A 13538-nucleotide genomic window follows, 5' to 3' on the forward strand; every position below is an offset into this window, starting at 1 on the left:
GCAAAAACCAGTTGGGAGTTTCACCCATGGCAGTTGCCTCCGGCGCCTATAAGAAATCCCTCGATGGCGGTCAGCAACCCAAACAGGTGCTGGTCAAGATCGACCGGGTCACGAAGAAGTTCGATGAGACGATTGCCGTGGACGATGTGTCCCTGCAAATCAACAAAGGCGAGATTTTTGCCCTGCTCGGCGGTTCTGGCTCGGGCAAGTCGACCTTGCTGCGCATGCTCGCCGGGTTCGAGCGGCCGACCGAAGGCCGGATCTTCCTCGATGGCGTGGACATCACCGATATGCCGCCGTACGAGCGGCCGATCAACATGATGTTCCAGTCCTACGCGCTGTTCCCGCACATGACCGTGGCCGACAACATCGCCTTCGGTCTCAAGCAGGACAGGCTGCCCAAGGCCGAGATCGAGGCCCGGGTCATGGAAATGCTCAAGCTGGTGCAGATGACCCAGTACGCCAAGCGCAAGCCGCACCAGTTGTCCGGTGGCCAGCGCCAGCGCGTGGCACTGGCGCGCTCCCTGGCGAAAAAACCCAAGCTGCTGTTGCTCGACGAACCCATGGGCGCCCTGGACAAGAAGCTGCGTTCGCAGATGCAGCTGGAGCTGGTGGAAATCATCGAGCGCGTCGGCGTGACTTGCGTGATGGTGACCCACGACCAGGAAGAGGCCATGACCATGGCCGAGCGCATCGCGATCATGCACCTGGGCTGGATCGCTCAGATCGGCAGCCCGATCGATATCTATGAAACCCCGACCAGCCGTTTGGTCTGTGAATTCATCGGTAACGTCAATCTGTTCGAAGGCGAAGTGATCGAGGACATGGAAGGCCACGCGCTGATTCGCAGCCCCGAGCTGGAGCGCAATATCTACGTCGGCCACGGCGTTACTACTTCGGTGGAAGACAAACACATCACCTACGCCCTGCGTCCGGAAAAACTGCTGGTGACCACCGAGCAACCGACTTTCGAGCACAACTGGTCCCGGGGCAAGGTCCACGATATCGCTTATCTGGGCGGCCACTCGGTGTTCTACGTCGAGTTGCCGTGCGGCAAGCTGGTGCAGTCGTTCGTCGCCAACACCGAGCGCCAGGGCGCGCGGCCGACCTGGGGCGACGAAGTCTACGTCTGGTGGGAAGACGACAGCGGCGTGGTCCTGCGCTCATGAAAGTGCGCAAGCTCAAGCGAGCGCTCCAGCGCATAACGCCCGGTGGCCGGCAACTGGTGATCGGTGCACCGTTCCTCTGGCTGTTCCTGTTCTTTGCCTTGCCGTTCCTGATCGTCATCAAGATCAGTTTCGCCGAAGCCGATGTGGCGATCCCGCCGTATACGGAGATCTTCACCTACGCCGAGCAGAAATTGCAGTTGGTGTTCAACTTCGCCAACTACGCGCTGCTCACCGGTGATGACCTGTATATCTCGGCGTATTTCGGCTCGTTGAAGATGGCCTTTTTCAGCACGCTGCTGTGCCTGTTGATCGGTTATCCCATGGCCTATGGCATCTCCATGGCGCGCAAGGAAACCCAGACCGTGCTGTTGCTGCTGATCATGATGCCGACCTGGACGGCGATCCTGATCCGTGTTTATGCCTGGATGGGCATCCTCAGTAATAACGGCCTGCTCAATGGCTTCCTGATGTGGCTGGGGCTGATCAATGAGCCCTTGCAGATCCTCAACACCAACCTGGCTGTCTACATCGGCGTGGTCTATTCGTACCTGCCATTCATGATCCTGCCGCTGTTCGCCAACCTGGCCAAGCATGATCAGAGTTTGCTGGAAGCGGCGTCGGACCTGGGTTCGAGCACCTTCAACAGCTTCTGGAAAATCACCGTGCCGCTGTCGAAGAACGGCATCATTGCCGGCTGCATGCTGGTGTTTATCCCGGTGGTGGGCGAGTTCGTGATCCCTGAACTGCTCGGCGGCCCGGAAACCCTGATGATCGGCCGCGTGCTCTGGCAAGAGTTCTTCAATAACCGCGACTGGCCGGTGGCATCCGCCCTGGCGGTGGTGATGCTGCTGATCCTGATCGTGCCGATCATCCTGTTCAACCGCAGTCAGGCCAAAGAGCTGGAGGGCAAGGCATGAGCCGCTTTCGATTCTCGAATATCATGCTGGTGCTGGGCCTGGTGTTTATCTACGCGCCCATGGTCATCCTGGTGATCTACTCGTTCAACGCCTCGAAACTGGTGACAGTCTGGGGTGGCTGGTCGATCAAATGGTACGTAGGCCTGCTGGATAACACCCAGTTGATGGGCTCGGTGATGCGCTCCCTGGAAATCGCCTGCTACACAGCGGTAGCGGCGGTTGCCCTGGGCACCATGGCGGCCTTCGTGCTGACACGGATCACCCGCTTCAGTGGCCGCACCTTCTTTGGCGGCCTGGTCACCGCGCCACTGGTCATGCCGGAAGTGATTACCGGCCTGTCGCTGTTGCTGCTGTTCGTGGCCATGGCGCAGTTGATCGGCTGGCCCCAAGAGCGTGGCATTGTCACTATCTGGATTGCCCACACTACCTTCTGCTCGGCGTATGTCGCGGTAGTGGTGTCGGCGCGCTTGCGCGAGCTGGACATGTCCATCGAAGAGGCGGCCATGGACCTGGGCGCGCGGCCGTGGAAAGTGTTTTTCCTGATCACCATCCCGATGATCGCGCCATCCCTGGCGGCAGGGGCGATGATGTCGTTCGCGCTGTCTCTGGATGACCTGGTCCTGGCCAGTTTCGTCTCCGGGCCTGGCTCAACCACCTTGCCCATGGAAGTGTTCTCGGCGGTACGCCTGGGCGTGAAGCCGGAGATCAACGCCGTGGCCAGCCTGATTCTGCTCGCAGTGTCATTGGCGACTTTCCTGGTCTGGTTCTTCAGCCGCCGCGCCGAAGAGCGTCGTCGCAAGGCGATTCAACTGGCTATCGAAGAGAGTGCAGCGGATTCCTGGAAACAGCCGGATAGCCGCCGGGCGCCTGCTCCGTTGTAACGCCTCAGGTTGGTAAAGGTGTTATTTGTGGGAGCGAATTCATTCGCGAAGATCTTCGCGAATGAGTTCTCTCCCACAGCTCGCTCCGACAGTTCGCACCTCGCAAGCCGAGCTCAACTGGTGGTTCGTCTTAAGGCTCTGGCACCAACCGCAACACCCCCTCCGTATGCGCCGCAACATCCCCCTCACTGAAATGCTGTTCGACATAGCCGCCATGAATATAGGTGGCTGCCTGGTCCGCGTAGTGTTTGTCGAACACCACACCGCTTTGCCCGACCGGGTTGATGCCCAGGCTATGGGCCGGGTCGGCGAAGTCGATCAGGCGCCGGGTCGAGGGGCCGTAGCTCACCGGCCAGGGCGCAGGGCCAATGCGGGCGGACTGATTGTTCGGCACCTCATGGGTGCCCGGCGCGGCAAATGGTCCGACGTTGAACAGGCTGTCCAGGGGCTTTTGCACGCCCAGCGGATGGGCATGGGTCAGGGTGTGGGCCTTGCCCCAGCGCCACTCTTCGGGGTTGTTGCCGTACAGCGAACGCAAGTGCTCGACGCTGGAGTGCCAGGCCATCTTGACGATATTGCTGCGGCTTTCCGGCGCAGGCGAATGGCGGTTGTTCCACCAGGGCGAGTCGGCGTCGGCGATTACTTGTGGCAGTGCGTCGTCGATAACGCGAGTGGACAGCAGCGTGTCGAAGAAGGCATCGCCCAGTTCGTCATGGAAGATTTTCTCGGTCAGTTCATAGATAAACTGATTGAACAGCGTGGCTTCCACCGAATCGATCGAGTAATTCCCCGACCAGGCCGCCAGTTGCTCGGCCAGAGCCTTTTCGTCGGCATCCCGGGCAACCTGGCGCAGGATCGGGATCAGCGGCTTGAGGATGCGGGCTGCATAGTCGGTTTTCGTACCCAGCTGCAATTGCTGGCTGGCGGGAATGTCCCAGCGCACGCGGTCATCACTGAGCTGATGATTCAACTGGCGGCCACGGTCTGCCAGGTTGTAGTAACCGGGAATCGGCCTGCCGCTTGGCGACACCGGCTGGGTATTGGCCGACAGTACATAGCCCCGTGCCGGGTTCTCTTCATGGGGATTGTCGCCGAACGGGTAGAAACCGCTCTTGTCGGCCTGGGCCGTGCTGCCATCGAGGATATAGGCAGGATCTACGCCCTCGGGGCGGATTGGCAGTTTCGCCGCAGCCCACCAACCGATATCGCCCCTGGCATTGGCCCAGACGATATTCAGGCCCGGCGCCTGGATCTTCTCGGCGGCTTTGCGCATCTTGTCCAGGGTATCGGCGCGGTTGGCCTCGTAGAACCCCTGGAGAATCGGGTTATCGGTTTCCAGGAATGCCCACCACATGGCAATCGGCGCCGCGCCTGCGGTGTTGCCCAGCACATCATTGACGATCGGCCCGTGGGGTGACTGGCGCAGGTTCAGGGTGACGGGCGCGGCGCCCTTGACGGCAATCTGCTGCCGGCTGACGGTCATGTCTACCCAGGCGCCGTGATACCAGACCTGATTGGGATTGTCGGGGTTGGTCTTCTCGGCGATCAGGTCCAGATCGTCGTTCTGGAACATGGTCAGGCTCCAGCCGAAATCCATGTTATGGCCGAGCAGTGCGAAGGGGTTGAGCGCCTGGAAGTGCCCGTACAGCTCAAAATCAGGGGCCGACAATTGCGCTTCGTACCAGACTGCCGGCGTCGAAAAGCGAATGTGCGGGTCTCCGGCCAGCACCGGTTTGCCACTGCGGGTGCGGCTGCCGGAAATGGCCCAGGCGTTACTGCCCTCGAACTGCGGCAGTCCGGCCTGCTCCAGGGCTTGATTGCTCAGGCGGGCAAGGTCGTTGAGGCTTTTCCAGTCGGTTGCTGACAGGGCAGGGGCTGCCGCCAGTGATCCCTGGGGCTGCCAGGGCATGTCGAACGCTTTCAGGTAATCGGGGCCGAGCTGGTCGCGGATATAAGTCAACAGCGGCTCGGTACGAAATGCCGCCGCGAAACTGTAAGCCAGGTAGCCGCCGATACTCAGGGTGTCTTCGGCAGTGAAAGGCCGCTTGGGGATGCCCAGCAGGTCGAATTCCAAGGGCCTGGCGTGGCTGTCCTGAAACTGGTTGATGCCGTCCAGATAGGCTTGCAGCGCCAGCCAGGTCGGGCTTTGCTTGTCCAGCCGGGCGACGTAGGCGTCGGCATGCTCGCGGATGCGCAGGCTGCGGAACAGCTTGTCGGTATCCACTACCTTGGGTCCCAACACTTCGGCCAGTTCGCCCCGGGCCAGGCGGCGCAGCATTTCCATCTGGAACAGGCGGTCCTGAGCATGGACATAGCCCAGGGCGCGATACAGATCGGCCTGATTCTCGGCGCGGATATGCGGCACGCCGCGCTCGTCATAACGGACTGTGACCGGCGCCTGCAAGTGCGCCAATGTCATTTGCCCGTCACGTTGCGGCTGTTTGCTGTGCACATACCAGCCGCCAGCGGCGAGCGCGATGACAACAAGGGCGGCGAGGGTGAGCAGACTGCGTTTCATCCAGCGTCTCTGTCAGTAATTCGAGCAAGCTGTGCAGGCTACACCACCCGCGTGTGCATTTCGATTAAGCTCCACGCACTTCAATCCAAGAGTTTTCACGATGCGAATTACTTCCTGGTCGCTGGCGTTGTTACTCAGCCTGGCCACCACCCAGGCTTTTGCCCTGGCTAAAACCGAAGTGGGCAGTGTGGTCGAGGTCAGCCTCGAGCAGTTGCATCCCACTCAAGCCGTGGTCGGTTACGACCAGATCTATTACAACCTCGGCCGCTTTGCCAAACACCGCGGCAAGCTGTTCAACGAGTATTGCCAGAGCAACGGCCAGGGTGATGCCGAGCATGTGCCCAAGGCCGCCGATCTGCTGCATCCCGCCAGTTTCGAGTGCGAGAGCAAGGTCGGTACCCATCCCAAGGAAATGAAGACCGTAGTGATCGGGCCGGGCGGGCAGATGTACCTGACTGATGGCCATCACACCTTCACTACATTCTGGGAGCAGCCGGGGGCGGGCGCGCAGTTGAAAATGTGGGTCAGGGTCACCGCTGACTACAGTGACAGCCCGGATATGGCGACCTTCTGGCAGCGCATGCGCAAGGCGCACAAAGTCTGGCTCAAGGACGGCAATGGCCAGACCATCAGGCCGGAAGAACTGCCCGAGCACCTGGGGCTGAGAAACCTGCAGAATGACCCGTTCCGAAGCCTGGTCTATTTTGTCCGTGGCGCGGCTTACGGGCGACCGAATACCAAGGGCGCACCGCCGGAGTTTCTTGAGTTCTATTGGGGGGACTGGCTGCGGCCACAGGTCAATCTGTCCCGCTATGATTTGGGCAAGCGCACCGATTACCATCGCGCGCTGACCAAAGTCGGCAAGCTCATGACCAGCCTGCGTGCCAACGCCAAGGTCGGCAAAAGCGGCCTGACGGTGCTGCAACTGGGCGGGCAGGGCCTGCTGGACACCGAAGTGCTCGACGAAACCGTCGCGACCAAACTGCCGGTGATGCTGGAGTACAAGGCGCATTTGCGGGCTGAAGCGGTAGCTAACCCCTGACTTGAAATGATTTGGGTGGGACCGGCTTTAGCCGGGAAAGGGCCGCTGGATCCGCTGTATTGGCATGATCATATCGGGCGCCTTCCCGGCTAAAGCCGGTCCCACCGTGATTACTGTGCGGCCTCTGTCCAGTGGCAATAACAGCCCACTGCCATGCTGTGGGTTGCATCCACCGCCCGACCCGCGCTCAACGCCTGCAGGATCGGTTCGATAAAGCTGTTGCCCGAGTTGCAGGTCAGCCCTTCGCTGTAAGGTCCGAAATAGGCGAGCTTGCCGTCACGGTCCCAGATTGCCACGGCGGGGCTGGCGCTGATGTGTTCAGCGCCGGGCAGGCTGTCGAGGATATGCATGCGCTTCAGGTTGTCAGGCAGTTGCCCGTGGCTGCCGGTCTTCTGCAACGCGTAAAAATCCACGCCGTCGGCAAAGCGCTCGAGCAGCTCACCGAGATGCTGCTGATTGGCGACGTTGCACGGGCAGGCCGGGTCCCAGAAATGCACCAGACGGATTCGCCCTGGCCCGGCCAATGCGGCGGGCAGACTCAGTCTGTCACCGGCAAACAGCGCCGCCTGCTCGCTGAATACGCGCAGGTATCGGCCCTGGAACCAGTCATAGGCCAGCCATAGACCGCCCGCAAAGATTACGGCCAGCAGGCTTAGCGCCATGGTTCGTCGAGGAATGTTCATGTCAGACGCTTCTGATTAAGGGGGCGTGGCTTGCCATGCCCGGTGAGACAGCTGAATATCGCAACACGGCCCGCCTCAACCTGGAAATCCCATGCCTACGACATTCACCCCCGAAACGCTGCGCCCGCGCCTGCAAGCGCTGGCCGCCCGGCAACTGATACCTGCCGAGGGGCTGTCGTACCAGCGCTTCTATGGCCTGTCCTTTGCCAACAGCGGGTTGCTGAGTCGCAGTTGGCTCGGGCGTTTCGAGGCGGCGGGCTATGACATCGTCGGGCAGGTCTGGTTGCCTGAGCAACCCAGGGCGACGATGTTCCTGATGCATGGTTTCTACGATCACATGGGGCTTTATCGGCATGTGGTCGAATGGGCCTTGACCCAGGGGTTTGCGGTGATTTCCTGTGATCTGCCGGGGCATGGCCTGTCCAGTGGCAGCCGCGCCAGTATCAACGACTTCGCCGAATACCAGTTGGTGCTGCAAGGTCTATTCGCCGAGGCCGAGGCGCTGCAACTGCCCAAGCCCTGGCATCTGTGCGGGCAAAGCACGGGCGGCGCCATCGTCATCGACCATCTGCTGAACCATGGCAGCGACAGCCCGGCCCAGGGCCAGGCGATCCTGTTGGCGCCGCTGGTCCGGCCACGGGCCTGGGGTTGGTCAAAACTCAGCTATTACCTGCTCAGGCCCTTCGTCAAGGACATCGCCCGACGCTTCAGCGACAACTCCAATGCCCCGGCCTTCCTGCCATTCCTGCTCGCCGACCCGCTGCAACCGCAACGCCTGCCCACGGCCTGGGTCGGTGCTCTGGCAAACTGGATCAGCCGCATCGAAAGCGCACCACGCAGTACACGCAGCCCGATGATTATCCAGGGTGAAGCGGACATGACTGTTGACTGGAGTCATAACCTGGCGGTGCTCAACGAGAAATTCACCCAGCCGCAGATTCTCATGCTGCATGACGCACGGCACCACCTGGCCAATGAGCTGCCGGAGTTGCGTGAACGGTATTTCGAGTTTATGCAGCAGAGGATGAGTTGAGGACCGCACTGTGTGGGACCGGCTTTAGCCGGGAAGACAACAAATCAGACGATAGAAATGTGTCGATCTTGCCCATGCTTTCCCGGCTAAAGCCGGTCCCACTGAAGTCGAGCTGAACTGATCTACTGACTCTGCCCAACCGCCAACCCCGCCCGAATCGCCGCCAGCGCCGCCTGATAGTAAGCCTTGCCTTCAGCTGATTCAGCGAAGTTGGAGAACTCTTCCAGCTCCGGGTCGGACAGGTCGCGGTAGACGTATAGCAGGGTGTTGTTGAGGTCGGCGCCGATCTGCGCCATCAGGCGTTCGCGCTGGCCTTCGAGCATGCCCTGGGCCTGGCCGCCACCCAGCAGGCCGGGGATCATCTGGCTCAGGCTGTCGGCAGCGACGCCGGCAATCGCCAGGCTGACTTCAGCGCCGGCTTCCCGGGCGGGCAGGGCCTGGGCCAGGTGGCCGATCAGCAGTTGCCGGGTGGATTCGGCTTCGATGTGCGGCAGGCCCTGGGCGTTCTTGGCCAACTGATCGGCGCGGGTTGCGGTCAATTCGGCATTGACGATCTTGCGCCCCAGTGGCGACTGGAAGAATTGCAGGGCCGGCTTCGGATCGCGCAGGCTTTCACGCAGGCGCTGTTCGGCGCGTTGATCCATGGCCTGAGGGGCGAAACGCTGGTTGCTGTTATTGACCAGAGCATCGAATACCGCGGGTGGCAAACTGTTTCGGTAGCGCAACTGGGCCGCTTTGAGCGCATCGCTGAAGTGTGCGCGCTGTTCTGGCCAGCCTGCGGCCTTGTACAACTGGTCGTGGCTGTCTGCCCATACGGGCATGGTGCAGAACATCAACAGCAAAACAAACAAACGGCGCATGAAGGACTCCTGTCGGCAGGCCACTATTCTCCGGGTCGTAGCGGGGGCTTGTCGAGTTATGACTGTCCTGAATCAATGAAAACTCAAGGTTTGCATCCGGGGGCGAACAAGGGCTCTGTCGGATTTCCAGGCACATGGATACTATGCGCGACATGCAAATCTCCCCTGATCATCCGCTGCTGCTACGAATCGTTGACGACATAGCCGCACGCGGCTGGTCGCAGCAGAATATTTTCCTGCCCGAGCGTCTGACCCGCGAACTGGCCGCAGAGTGCCGCAAACGTGCGGCCGAAGGCGAACTTACCCCTGCCGGAGTCGGCCGTGGCCCTGGGCAGGAGGTGCGTGAAGGGATTCGTGGCGACCATATTCAGTGGCTTGAGCCGGGCCAGGCAGAACCCTGCGATGCCTACCTGAGCCTGATGGACAGTCTGCGTCTGGCTCTCAATCGCGGCCTGTTTCTGGGGCTGGAAGAGTTCGAGAGCCATTTTGCCCTGTATCCACCGGGCGCGTTTTATCTCAAGCACCTGGACCGCTTTCGCGATGACGATGCGCGCACGGTATCGGCGGTGCTTTATCTCAATGATGCCTGGTTGCCCGAACATGGCGGGCAGTTGCGTATGTATCTCGAGGGTGAAACGACTTACGACGTGCAGCCCACGGGGGGGTGCCTGGTGGTGTTTCTCTCGGGGGATATGCCCCACGAGGTGCTGCCTGCGACTCGCGAGCGTTTGTCGTTGACCGGGTGGTTTCGGCGGCGAAGCGGTGAGTTGTTCTGATTTCCTTCCATGCGCCACACAGAATTGAAATGAGATTTTGTAGGAGCTGCCGAAGGCTGCGAATGGCTTCACACCGTTTTCGCAGCCTTCGGCAGCTCCTACAGATCGCGTGGTGTCAGGGGCCATCGCGCAGATGAAATCTTCTACATAAACGTCTCTCATCCGGAAAAAGTGATATTGCATAAGCCTGATCTACGCTTAGGACTCCCTTGAACCCAAGCGTCCAGTGCGCAGTCAGACGTGCATGCCATAACAATTACTGGAGAGACCATGAAGACCTTATTTGCCAAAACCACCATCGCCGGTCTGCTGCTGGGCGCGTCCTTGCTGGCTCAGGCCGCCGATATCCCGCGCACGCCTTCGCCAGCCGGGGCCGAGGTCTACATCATTTCCCCGAAAGATGGCGCCACAGTGCCGGGTACGTTCAAGGTGCAGTTCGGCCTCAAGGGCATGGGCGTCGCGCCGGCCGGTGTCGATGTGCCGGACACCGCCCACCACCACCTGATGGTTGACCTCAAGGAACAGCCTGACCTGAATGCGCCTCTGCCCAACAACGACACCATCCGCCACTTCGGCAAGGGCCAGACCGAGACCGAAGTCACCTTGAGCCCGGGCAAGCACACCCTGCAGCTGATCATGGGCGACAAGAGCCATATCCCGCTCAACCCTTCCGTTGAGTCGAAGAAGATCACGGTTAACGTCAAGTAAGCGCGTGGGCCGAATGATGGATCTGTAGGCGCTGCCGAAGGCTGCGAATGGTTTTACAGCGTTTCGCAGCCTTCGGCAGCGCCTACAAGATCCCATTCCAGGCCAGATGAGCACCCACAAAAAAGGAGATCCGCAGATCTCCTTTTCTGTGTACACCAGAAAATTTAGAACAGAACACGGCTACGGATGGTGCCTTTGATCTGTTGCAGTTTTTCCTGGGCGAGGTCCGAGTACTCGGCATCGACGTCGATGACCACGTAGCCGACTTTCTCGTTGGTCTGCAGGAACTGACCGGAAATGTTGATGCCGTTTTCGGCGAAGACCTTGTTGATCTCCATCAGCACGCCCGGGATGTTCTCGTGGATGTGCAGCAGGCGGTGCTTGCCCGGGTGAGCCGGCAGGGCCACTTCCGGGAAGTTGACCGAGGACACCGAGGTACCGTTGTCGCTGTACTTGACCAGCTTCTCGGCGACTTCCAGACCGATGTTGGCTTGCGCCTCGGCGGTGGAACCACCGATGTGCGGGGTCAGGATCACGTTGTCCAGGCCGCGCAGTGGGCTTTCGAAGATGTCGTCGTTGGAGCGGGGCTCGACCGGGAACACGTCGATGGCGGCGCCGATCAGGTGCTTGTCCTTGATCGCGTCAGCCAGGGCGTTCAGTTCCACCACGGTACCGCGAGCAGCGTTGATCAGGATCGCACCCTTTTTCATGGCGCGGATTTCTTTCTCGCCGATCATCCATTGGGTGGACGGCAGCTCAGGCACATGCAGGGAAACGATATCGGCCAGGCCCAGCAGCTCGGTCAGGCTGGTGACCTGGGTCGCGTTGCCCAGTGGCAGCTTGGTCAGCGGGTCGAAGAAGAACACCTGCATGCCCAGGCTTTCGGCCAGGACCGACAGTTGGGTGCCGATCGAGCCGTAGCCGATGATGCCCAGCTTCTTGCCGCGAATCTCGAAGGAGTTCGCCGCGCTTTTGATCCAGCCGCCACGGTGGCAGGAGGCATTTTTCTCGGGGATGCCGCGCAGCAGCAGGATCGCCTCGGCCAGAACCAGTTCGGCAACCGAACGGGTATTGGAGTAGGGGGCGTTGAATACGGCGATACCGCGTTCGCGCGCTGCGTTCAGGTCAACCTGATTGGTACCGATGCAGAAGCAGCCGACGGCGACCAGTTTCTTCGCTGCGTCGAACATCTCTTCGGTCAATTGGGTGCGCGAACGAATGCCGATGAAGTGAGCGTCGGCGATCTTTTCCTTCAGCTCGGCTTCCGGCAGAGACTTGGTGTGGTACTCGATGCTGGTGTAACCGGCGGCCTTGAGGACGTCAACGGCGGATTGGTGGACGCCTTCGAGAAGAAGGAACTTGATCTTGCTCTTGTCGAGGGAAGTCTTGCTCATCTGCGTAACCTGTGTCCCGAAGAAAATTGGCAGGGGTCCGGAGTGGCGCTGGCTCGACTCACGGGGGGCGTATGCTAGCATAAGCCCCCCGCGAAACCCCATTCCTGAACGTGAGCAGTTCTCAGGACGACCATGAATTATTCGAGAGCGCCTTCGATGATCCAGCCTGCCCTGTTAGATGAGCTGAAGACCCTGGTTGAGCCTGGCAAGGTTCTTACCGATGCCGACTCCCTAGGCTTTTATGGCAAGGATCACACCAAGCATTTCGCTCCGGCACCTGTCGCCATTGTCTTCCCGAAAACCATCGAGCAGGTTCAGGCCATCGTTCTGTGGGCCAACAAACATCGCGTTGCCCTGGTACCGTCCGGTGGTCGTACTGGTCTCTCGGCTGCGGCCGTGGCGGCCAACGGTGAGGTGGTGGTTTCGTTCGACTATATGAATCAGATTCTGGATCTCAACCTCACCGACCGTACTGCAGTGTGCCAGCCGGGCGTGGTGACCAAGCAGTTGCAGAACCTGGCCGAAGAAAACGGGCTGTATTACCCGGTGGACTTCGCTTCGTCGGGTTCCAGCCAGATTGGCGGCAATATCGGCACCAACGCTGGCGGGATCAAGGTCATTCGCTACGGCATGACCCGTAACTGGGTCGCTGGCCTGAAAGTGGTTACCGGCAAGGGCGATATCCTCGAGCTGAACAAAGACCTGATCAAGAACGCCACGGGCTACGACATGCGTCAGCTGTTTATTGGCGCCGAAGGCACCCTGGGTTTCGTCGTCGAAGCGACCATGCGCCTTGATCGCGCGCCGAAGAACCTGACCGCCATGGTCTTGGGCGTTGCCGACTTCAACTCCATCATGCCGGTGCTGCATGCTTTCCACGGCAAGCTGGACCTGACCGCGTTCGAGTTCTTCTCCGACAAGTGCCTGGCCAAGGTCATGGCCCGTGGTGATGTGCCAGCGCCGTTCGCCACCGATTGCCCGTTCTATGCCTTGCTGGAATTCGAAGCGACAACCGAAGAAGTGGCCAATGAAGCCTTGGCGACCTTCGAGCATTGTGTGGAGGAGGGCTGGGTGCTGGACGGCGTGATGAGCCAGAGCGAGCAGCAGCTGCACAACCTGTGGAAGCTGCGCGAGTTCATCTCGGAAACCATTTCCCACTTCACGCCGTACAAGAACGACATCTCGGTAACGGTATCGAAAGTCCCGGCATTTCTGGCCGAAGTGGACGCCATCGTCGGCAGACACTATCCGGACTTCGAAGTGGTCTGGTTCGGCCACATTGGCGATGGCAACCTGCACCTGAACATCCTCAAGCCGGAAAACATGGATAAGGATGAGTTCTTCGGCAAGTGCGCCACGGTCAACAAGTGGGTGTTCGAGATCGTACAGAAGTACAACGGCTCGATTTCCGCCGAACACGGCGTCGGTATGACCAAGCGCAACTATCTTGAATACAGCCGTTCGCCGGTTGAAATCGAATACATGAAAGCGGTCAAGGCAGTGTTCGATCCAAATGGCATCATGAACCCCGGCAAAATTTTCGCGGTTTGACCCACA

12 protein-coding genes are annotated in these 13538 nt (G+C 60.1%); 8 read left to right on the forward strand and 4 right to left on the reverse strand.

Annotation, left to right across the window (positions count from 1 at the left end):
* Window positions 1–26 precede the first annotated feature (26 nt).
* The 3 genes from potA to ACCD02_RS22400 are packed head-to-tail and all read left to right on the forward strand — an operon-like array spanning window position 27 to window position 2967.
* Window positions 27–1169 carry a polyamine ABC transporter ATP-binding protein gene (gene potA / locus ACCD02_RS22390; RefSeq protein ID WP_413306684.1) on the forward strand — a complete coding sequence of 381 codons (1143 nt, stop codon included), beginning with the start codon at window positions 27–29 and terminating at the stop codon, window positions 1167–1169.
* Window positions 1166–2086: an ABC transporter permease subunit gene (locus tag ACCD02_RS22395; RefSeq protein ID WP_413306687.1), complete on the forward strand. Its 921-nt coding sequence runs from the start codon at window positions 1166–1168 to the stop codon at window positions 2084–2086. Before potA ends, ACCD02_RS22395 begins: the two co-directional genes overlap by 4 nt.
* On the forward strand, window positions 2083–2967 hold the full coding sequence (locus ACCD02_RS22400) for an ABC transporter permease subunit (protein WP_413306689.1): 885 nt from the start codon (window positions 2083–2085) through the stop codon (window positions 2965–2967). The genes ACCD02_RS22395 and ACCD02_RS22400 overlap by 4 nt, the downstream gene beginning before the upstream one ends.
* 130 nt (window positions 2968–3097) lie before the next feature.
* Here ACCD02_RS22400 and ACCD02_RS22405 read toward each other — a convergent pair whose 3' ends face one another.
* A complete protein-coding gene (locus ACCD02_RS22405; protein WP_413306692.1) occupies window positions 3098–5485 on the reverse strand; it encodes a penicillin acylase family protein in 2388 nt (795 codons plus the stop codon).
* A 100-nt stretch (window positions 5486–5585) separates the two neighbouring features.
* On the opposite strand from ACCD02_RS22405, the gene ACCD02_RS22410 reads away from it, so the two are divergent.
* A complete protein-coding gene (locus ACCD02_RS22410) occupies window positions 5586–6527 on the forward strand; it encodes a ParB/Srx family N-terminal domain-containing protein (RefSeq protein ID WP_413306695.1) in 942 nt (313 codons plus the stop codon).
* 110 nt (window positions 6528–6637) lie between these two features.
* Here ACCD02_RS22410 and ACCD02_RS22415 read toward each other — a convergent pair whose 3' ends face one another.
* A complete protein-coding gene (locus ACCD02_RS22415; protein ID WP_413306698.1) occupies window positions 6638–7210 on the reverse strand; it encodes a DUF6436 domain-containing protein in 573 nt (190 codons plus the stop codon).
* Window positions 7211–7301: 91 nt separating this feature from the next.
* Here ACCD02_RS22415 and ACCD02_RS22420 point away from each other — a divergent pair, with 91 nt between their 5' ends.
* Window positions 7302–8243: an alpha/beta hydrolase gene (locus ACCD02_RS22420; protein WP_413306701.1), complete on the forward strand. Its 942-nt coding sequence runs from the start codon at window positions 7302–7304 to the stop codon at window positions 8241–8243.
* A gap of 122 nt (window positions 8244–8365) precedes the next feature.
* Here ACCD02_RS22420 and ACCD02_RS22425 read toward each other — a convergent pair whose 3' ends face one another.
* Window positions 8366–9103, reverse strand: coding sequence for a DUF2059 domain-containing protein (locus ACCD02_RS22425; protein WP_413306703.1), 738 nt, complete (start codon window positions 9101–9103; stop codon window positions 8366–8368).
* Window positions 9104–9246: 143 nt separating this feature from the next.
* Here ACCD02_RS22425 and ACCD02_RS22430 point away from each other — a divergent pair, with 143 nt between their 5' ends.
* Window positions 9247–9879, forward strand: a complete 633-nt coding sequence (locus ACCD02_RS22430) for a 2OG-Fe(II) oxygenase (RefSeq protein WP_413306887.1) — start codon at window positions 9247–9249, stop codon at window positions 9877–9879.
* Window positions 9880–10149: 270 nt separating this feature from the next.
* Window positions 10150–10587, forward strand: a complete 438-nt coding sequence (locus tag ACCD02_RS22435; RefSeq protein WP_413306706.1) for a DUF4399 domain-containing protein — start codon at window positions 10150–10152, stop codon at window positions 10585–10587.
* Between the two features lie 164 nt (window positions 10588–10751).
* Here ACCD02_RS22435 and serA read toward each other — a convergent pair whose 3' ends face one another.
* Window positions 10752–11981 (reverse strand): phosphoglycerate dehydrogenase, encoded by a 1230-nt coding sequence (gene serA / locus ACCD02_RS22440; RefSeq protein WP_413306709.1) that lies wholly within the window; start codon window positions 11979–11981, stop codon window positions 10752–10754.
* Window positions 11982–12137: 156 nt separating this feature from the next.
* Between serA and ACCD02_RS22445 the strand changes: the two genes are divergently transcribed.
* Window positions 12138–13532 (forward strand): FAD-binding oxidoreductase, encoded by a 1395-nt coding sequence (locus ACCD02_RS22445; protein WP_413306890.1) that lies wholly within the window; start codon window positions 12138–12140, stop codon window positions 13530–13532.
* The last annotated feature ends 6 nt before the right edge of the window (window positions 13533–13538 follow it).

This window comes from Pseudomonas sp. Pseusp88 (genome assembly GCF_047303955.1).
GTDB lineage: Bacteria > Pseudomonadota > Gammaproteobacteria > Pseudomonadales > Pseudomonadaceae > Aquipseudomonas.

Coding starts and splice junctions, on each gene's coding strand:
- potA (WP_413306684.1), top strand. CDS start 27: ATGGCAGTTGCCTCCGGCGCCTATAAGAAATCCCTCGATGGCGGTCAG.
- ACCD02_RS22395 (WP_413306687.1), top strand. CDS start 1,166: ATGAAAGTGCGCAAGCTCAAGCGAGCGCTCCAGCGCATAACGCCCGGT.
- ACCD02_RS22400 (WP_413306689.1), top strand. CDS start 2,083: ATGAGCCGCTTTCGATTCTCGAATATCATGCTGGTGCTGGGCCTGGTG.
- ACCD02_RS22405 (WP_413306692.1), bottom strand. CDS start 5,485: ATGAAACGCAGTCTGCTCACCCTCGCCGCCCTTGTTGTCATCGCGCTC.
- ACCD02_RS22410 (WP_413306695.1), top strand. CDS start 5,586: ATGCGAATTACTTCCTGGTCGCTGGCGTTGTTACTCAGCCTGGCCACC.
- ACCD02_RS22415 (WP_413306698.1), bottom strand. CDS start 7,210: ATGAACATTCCTCGACGAACCATGGCGCTAAGCCTGCTGGCCGTAATC.
- ACCD02_RS22420 (WP_413306701.1), top strand. CDS start 7,302: ATGCCTACGACATTCACCCCCGAAACGCTGCGCCCGCGCCTGCAAGCG.
- ACCD02_RS22425 (WP_413306703.1), bottom strand. CDS start 9,103: ATGCGCCGTTTGTTTGTTTTGCTGTTGATGTTCTGCACCATGCCCGTA.
- ACCD02_RS22430 (WP_413306887.1), top strand. CDS start 9,247: ATGCGCGACATGCAAATCTCCCCTGATCATCCGCTGCTGCTACGAATC.
- ACCD02_RS22435 (WP_413306706.1), top strand. CDS start 10,150: ATGAAGACCTTATTTGCCAAAACCACCATCGCCGGTCTGCTGCTGGGC.
- serA (WP_413306709.1), bottom strand. CDS start 11,981: ATGAGCAAGACTTCCCTCGACAAGAGCAAGATCAAGTTCCTTCTTCTC.
- ACCD02_RS22445 (WP_413306890.1), top strand. CDS start 12,138: ATGATCCAGCCTGCCCTGTTAGATGAGCTGAAGACCCTGGTTGAGCCT.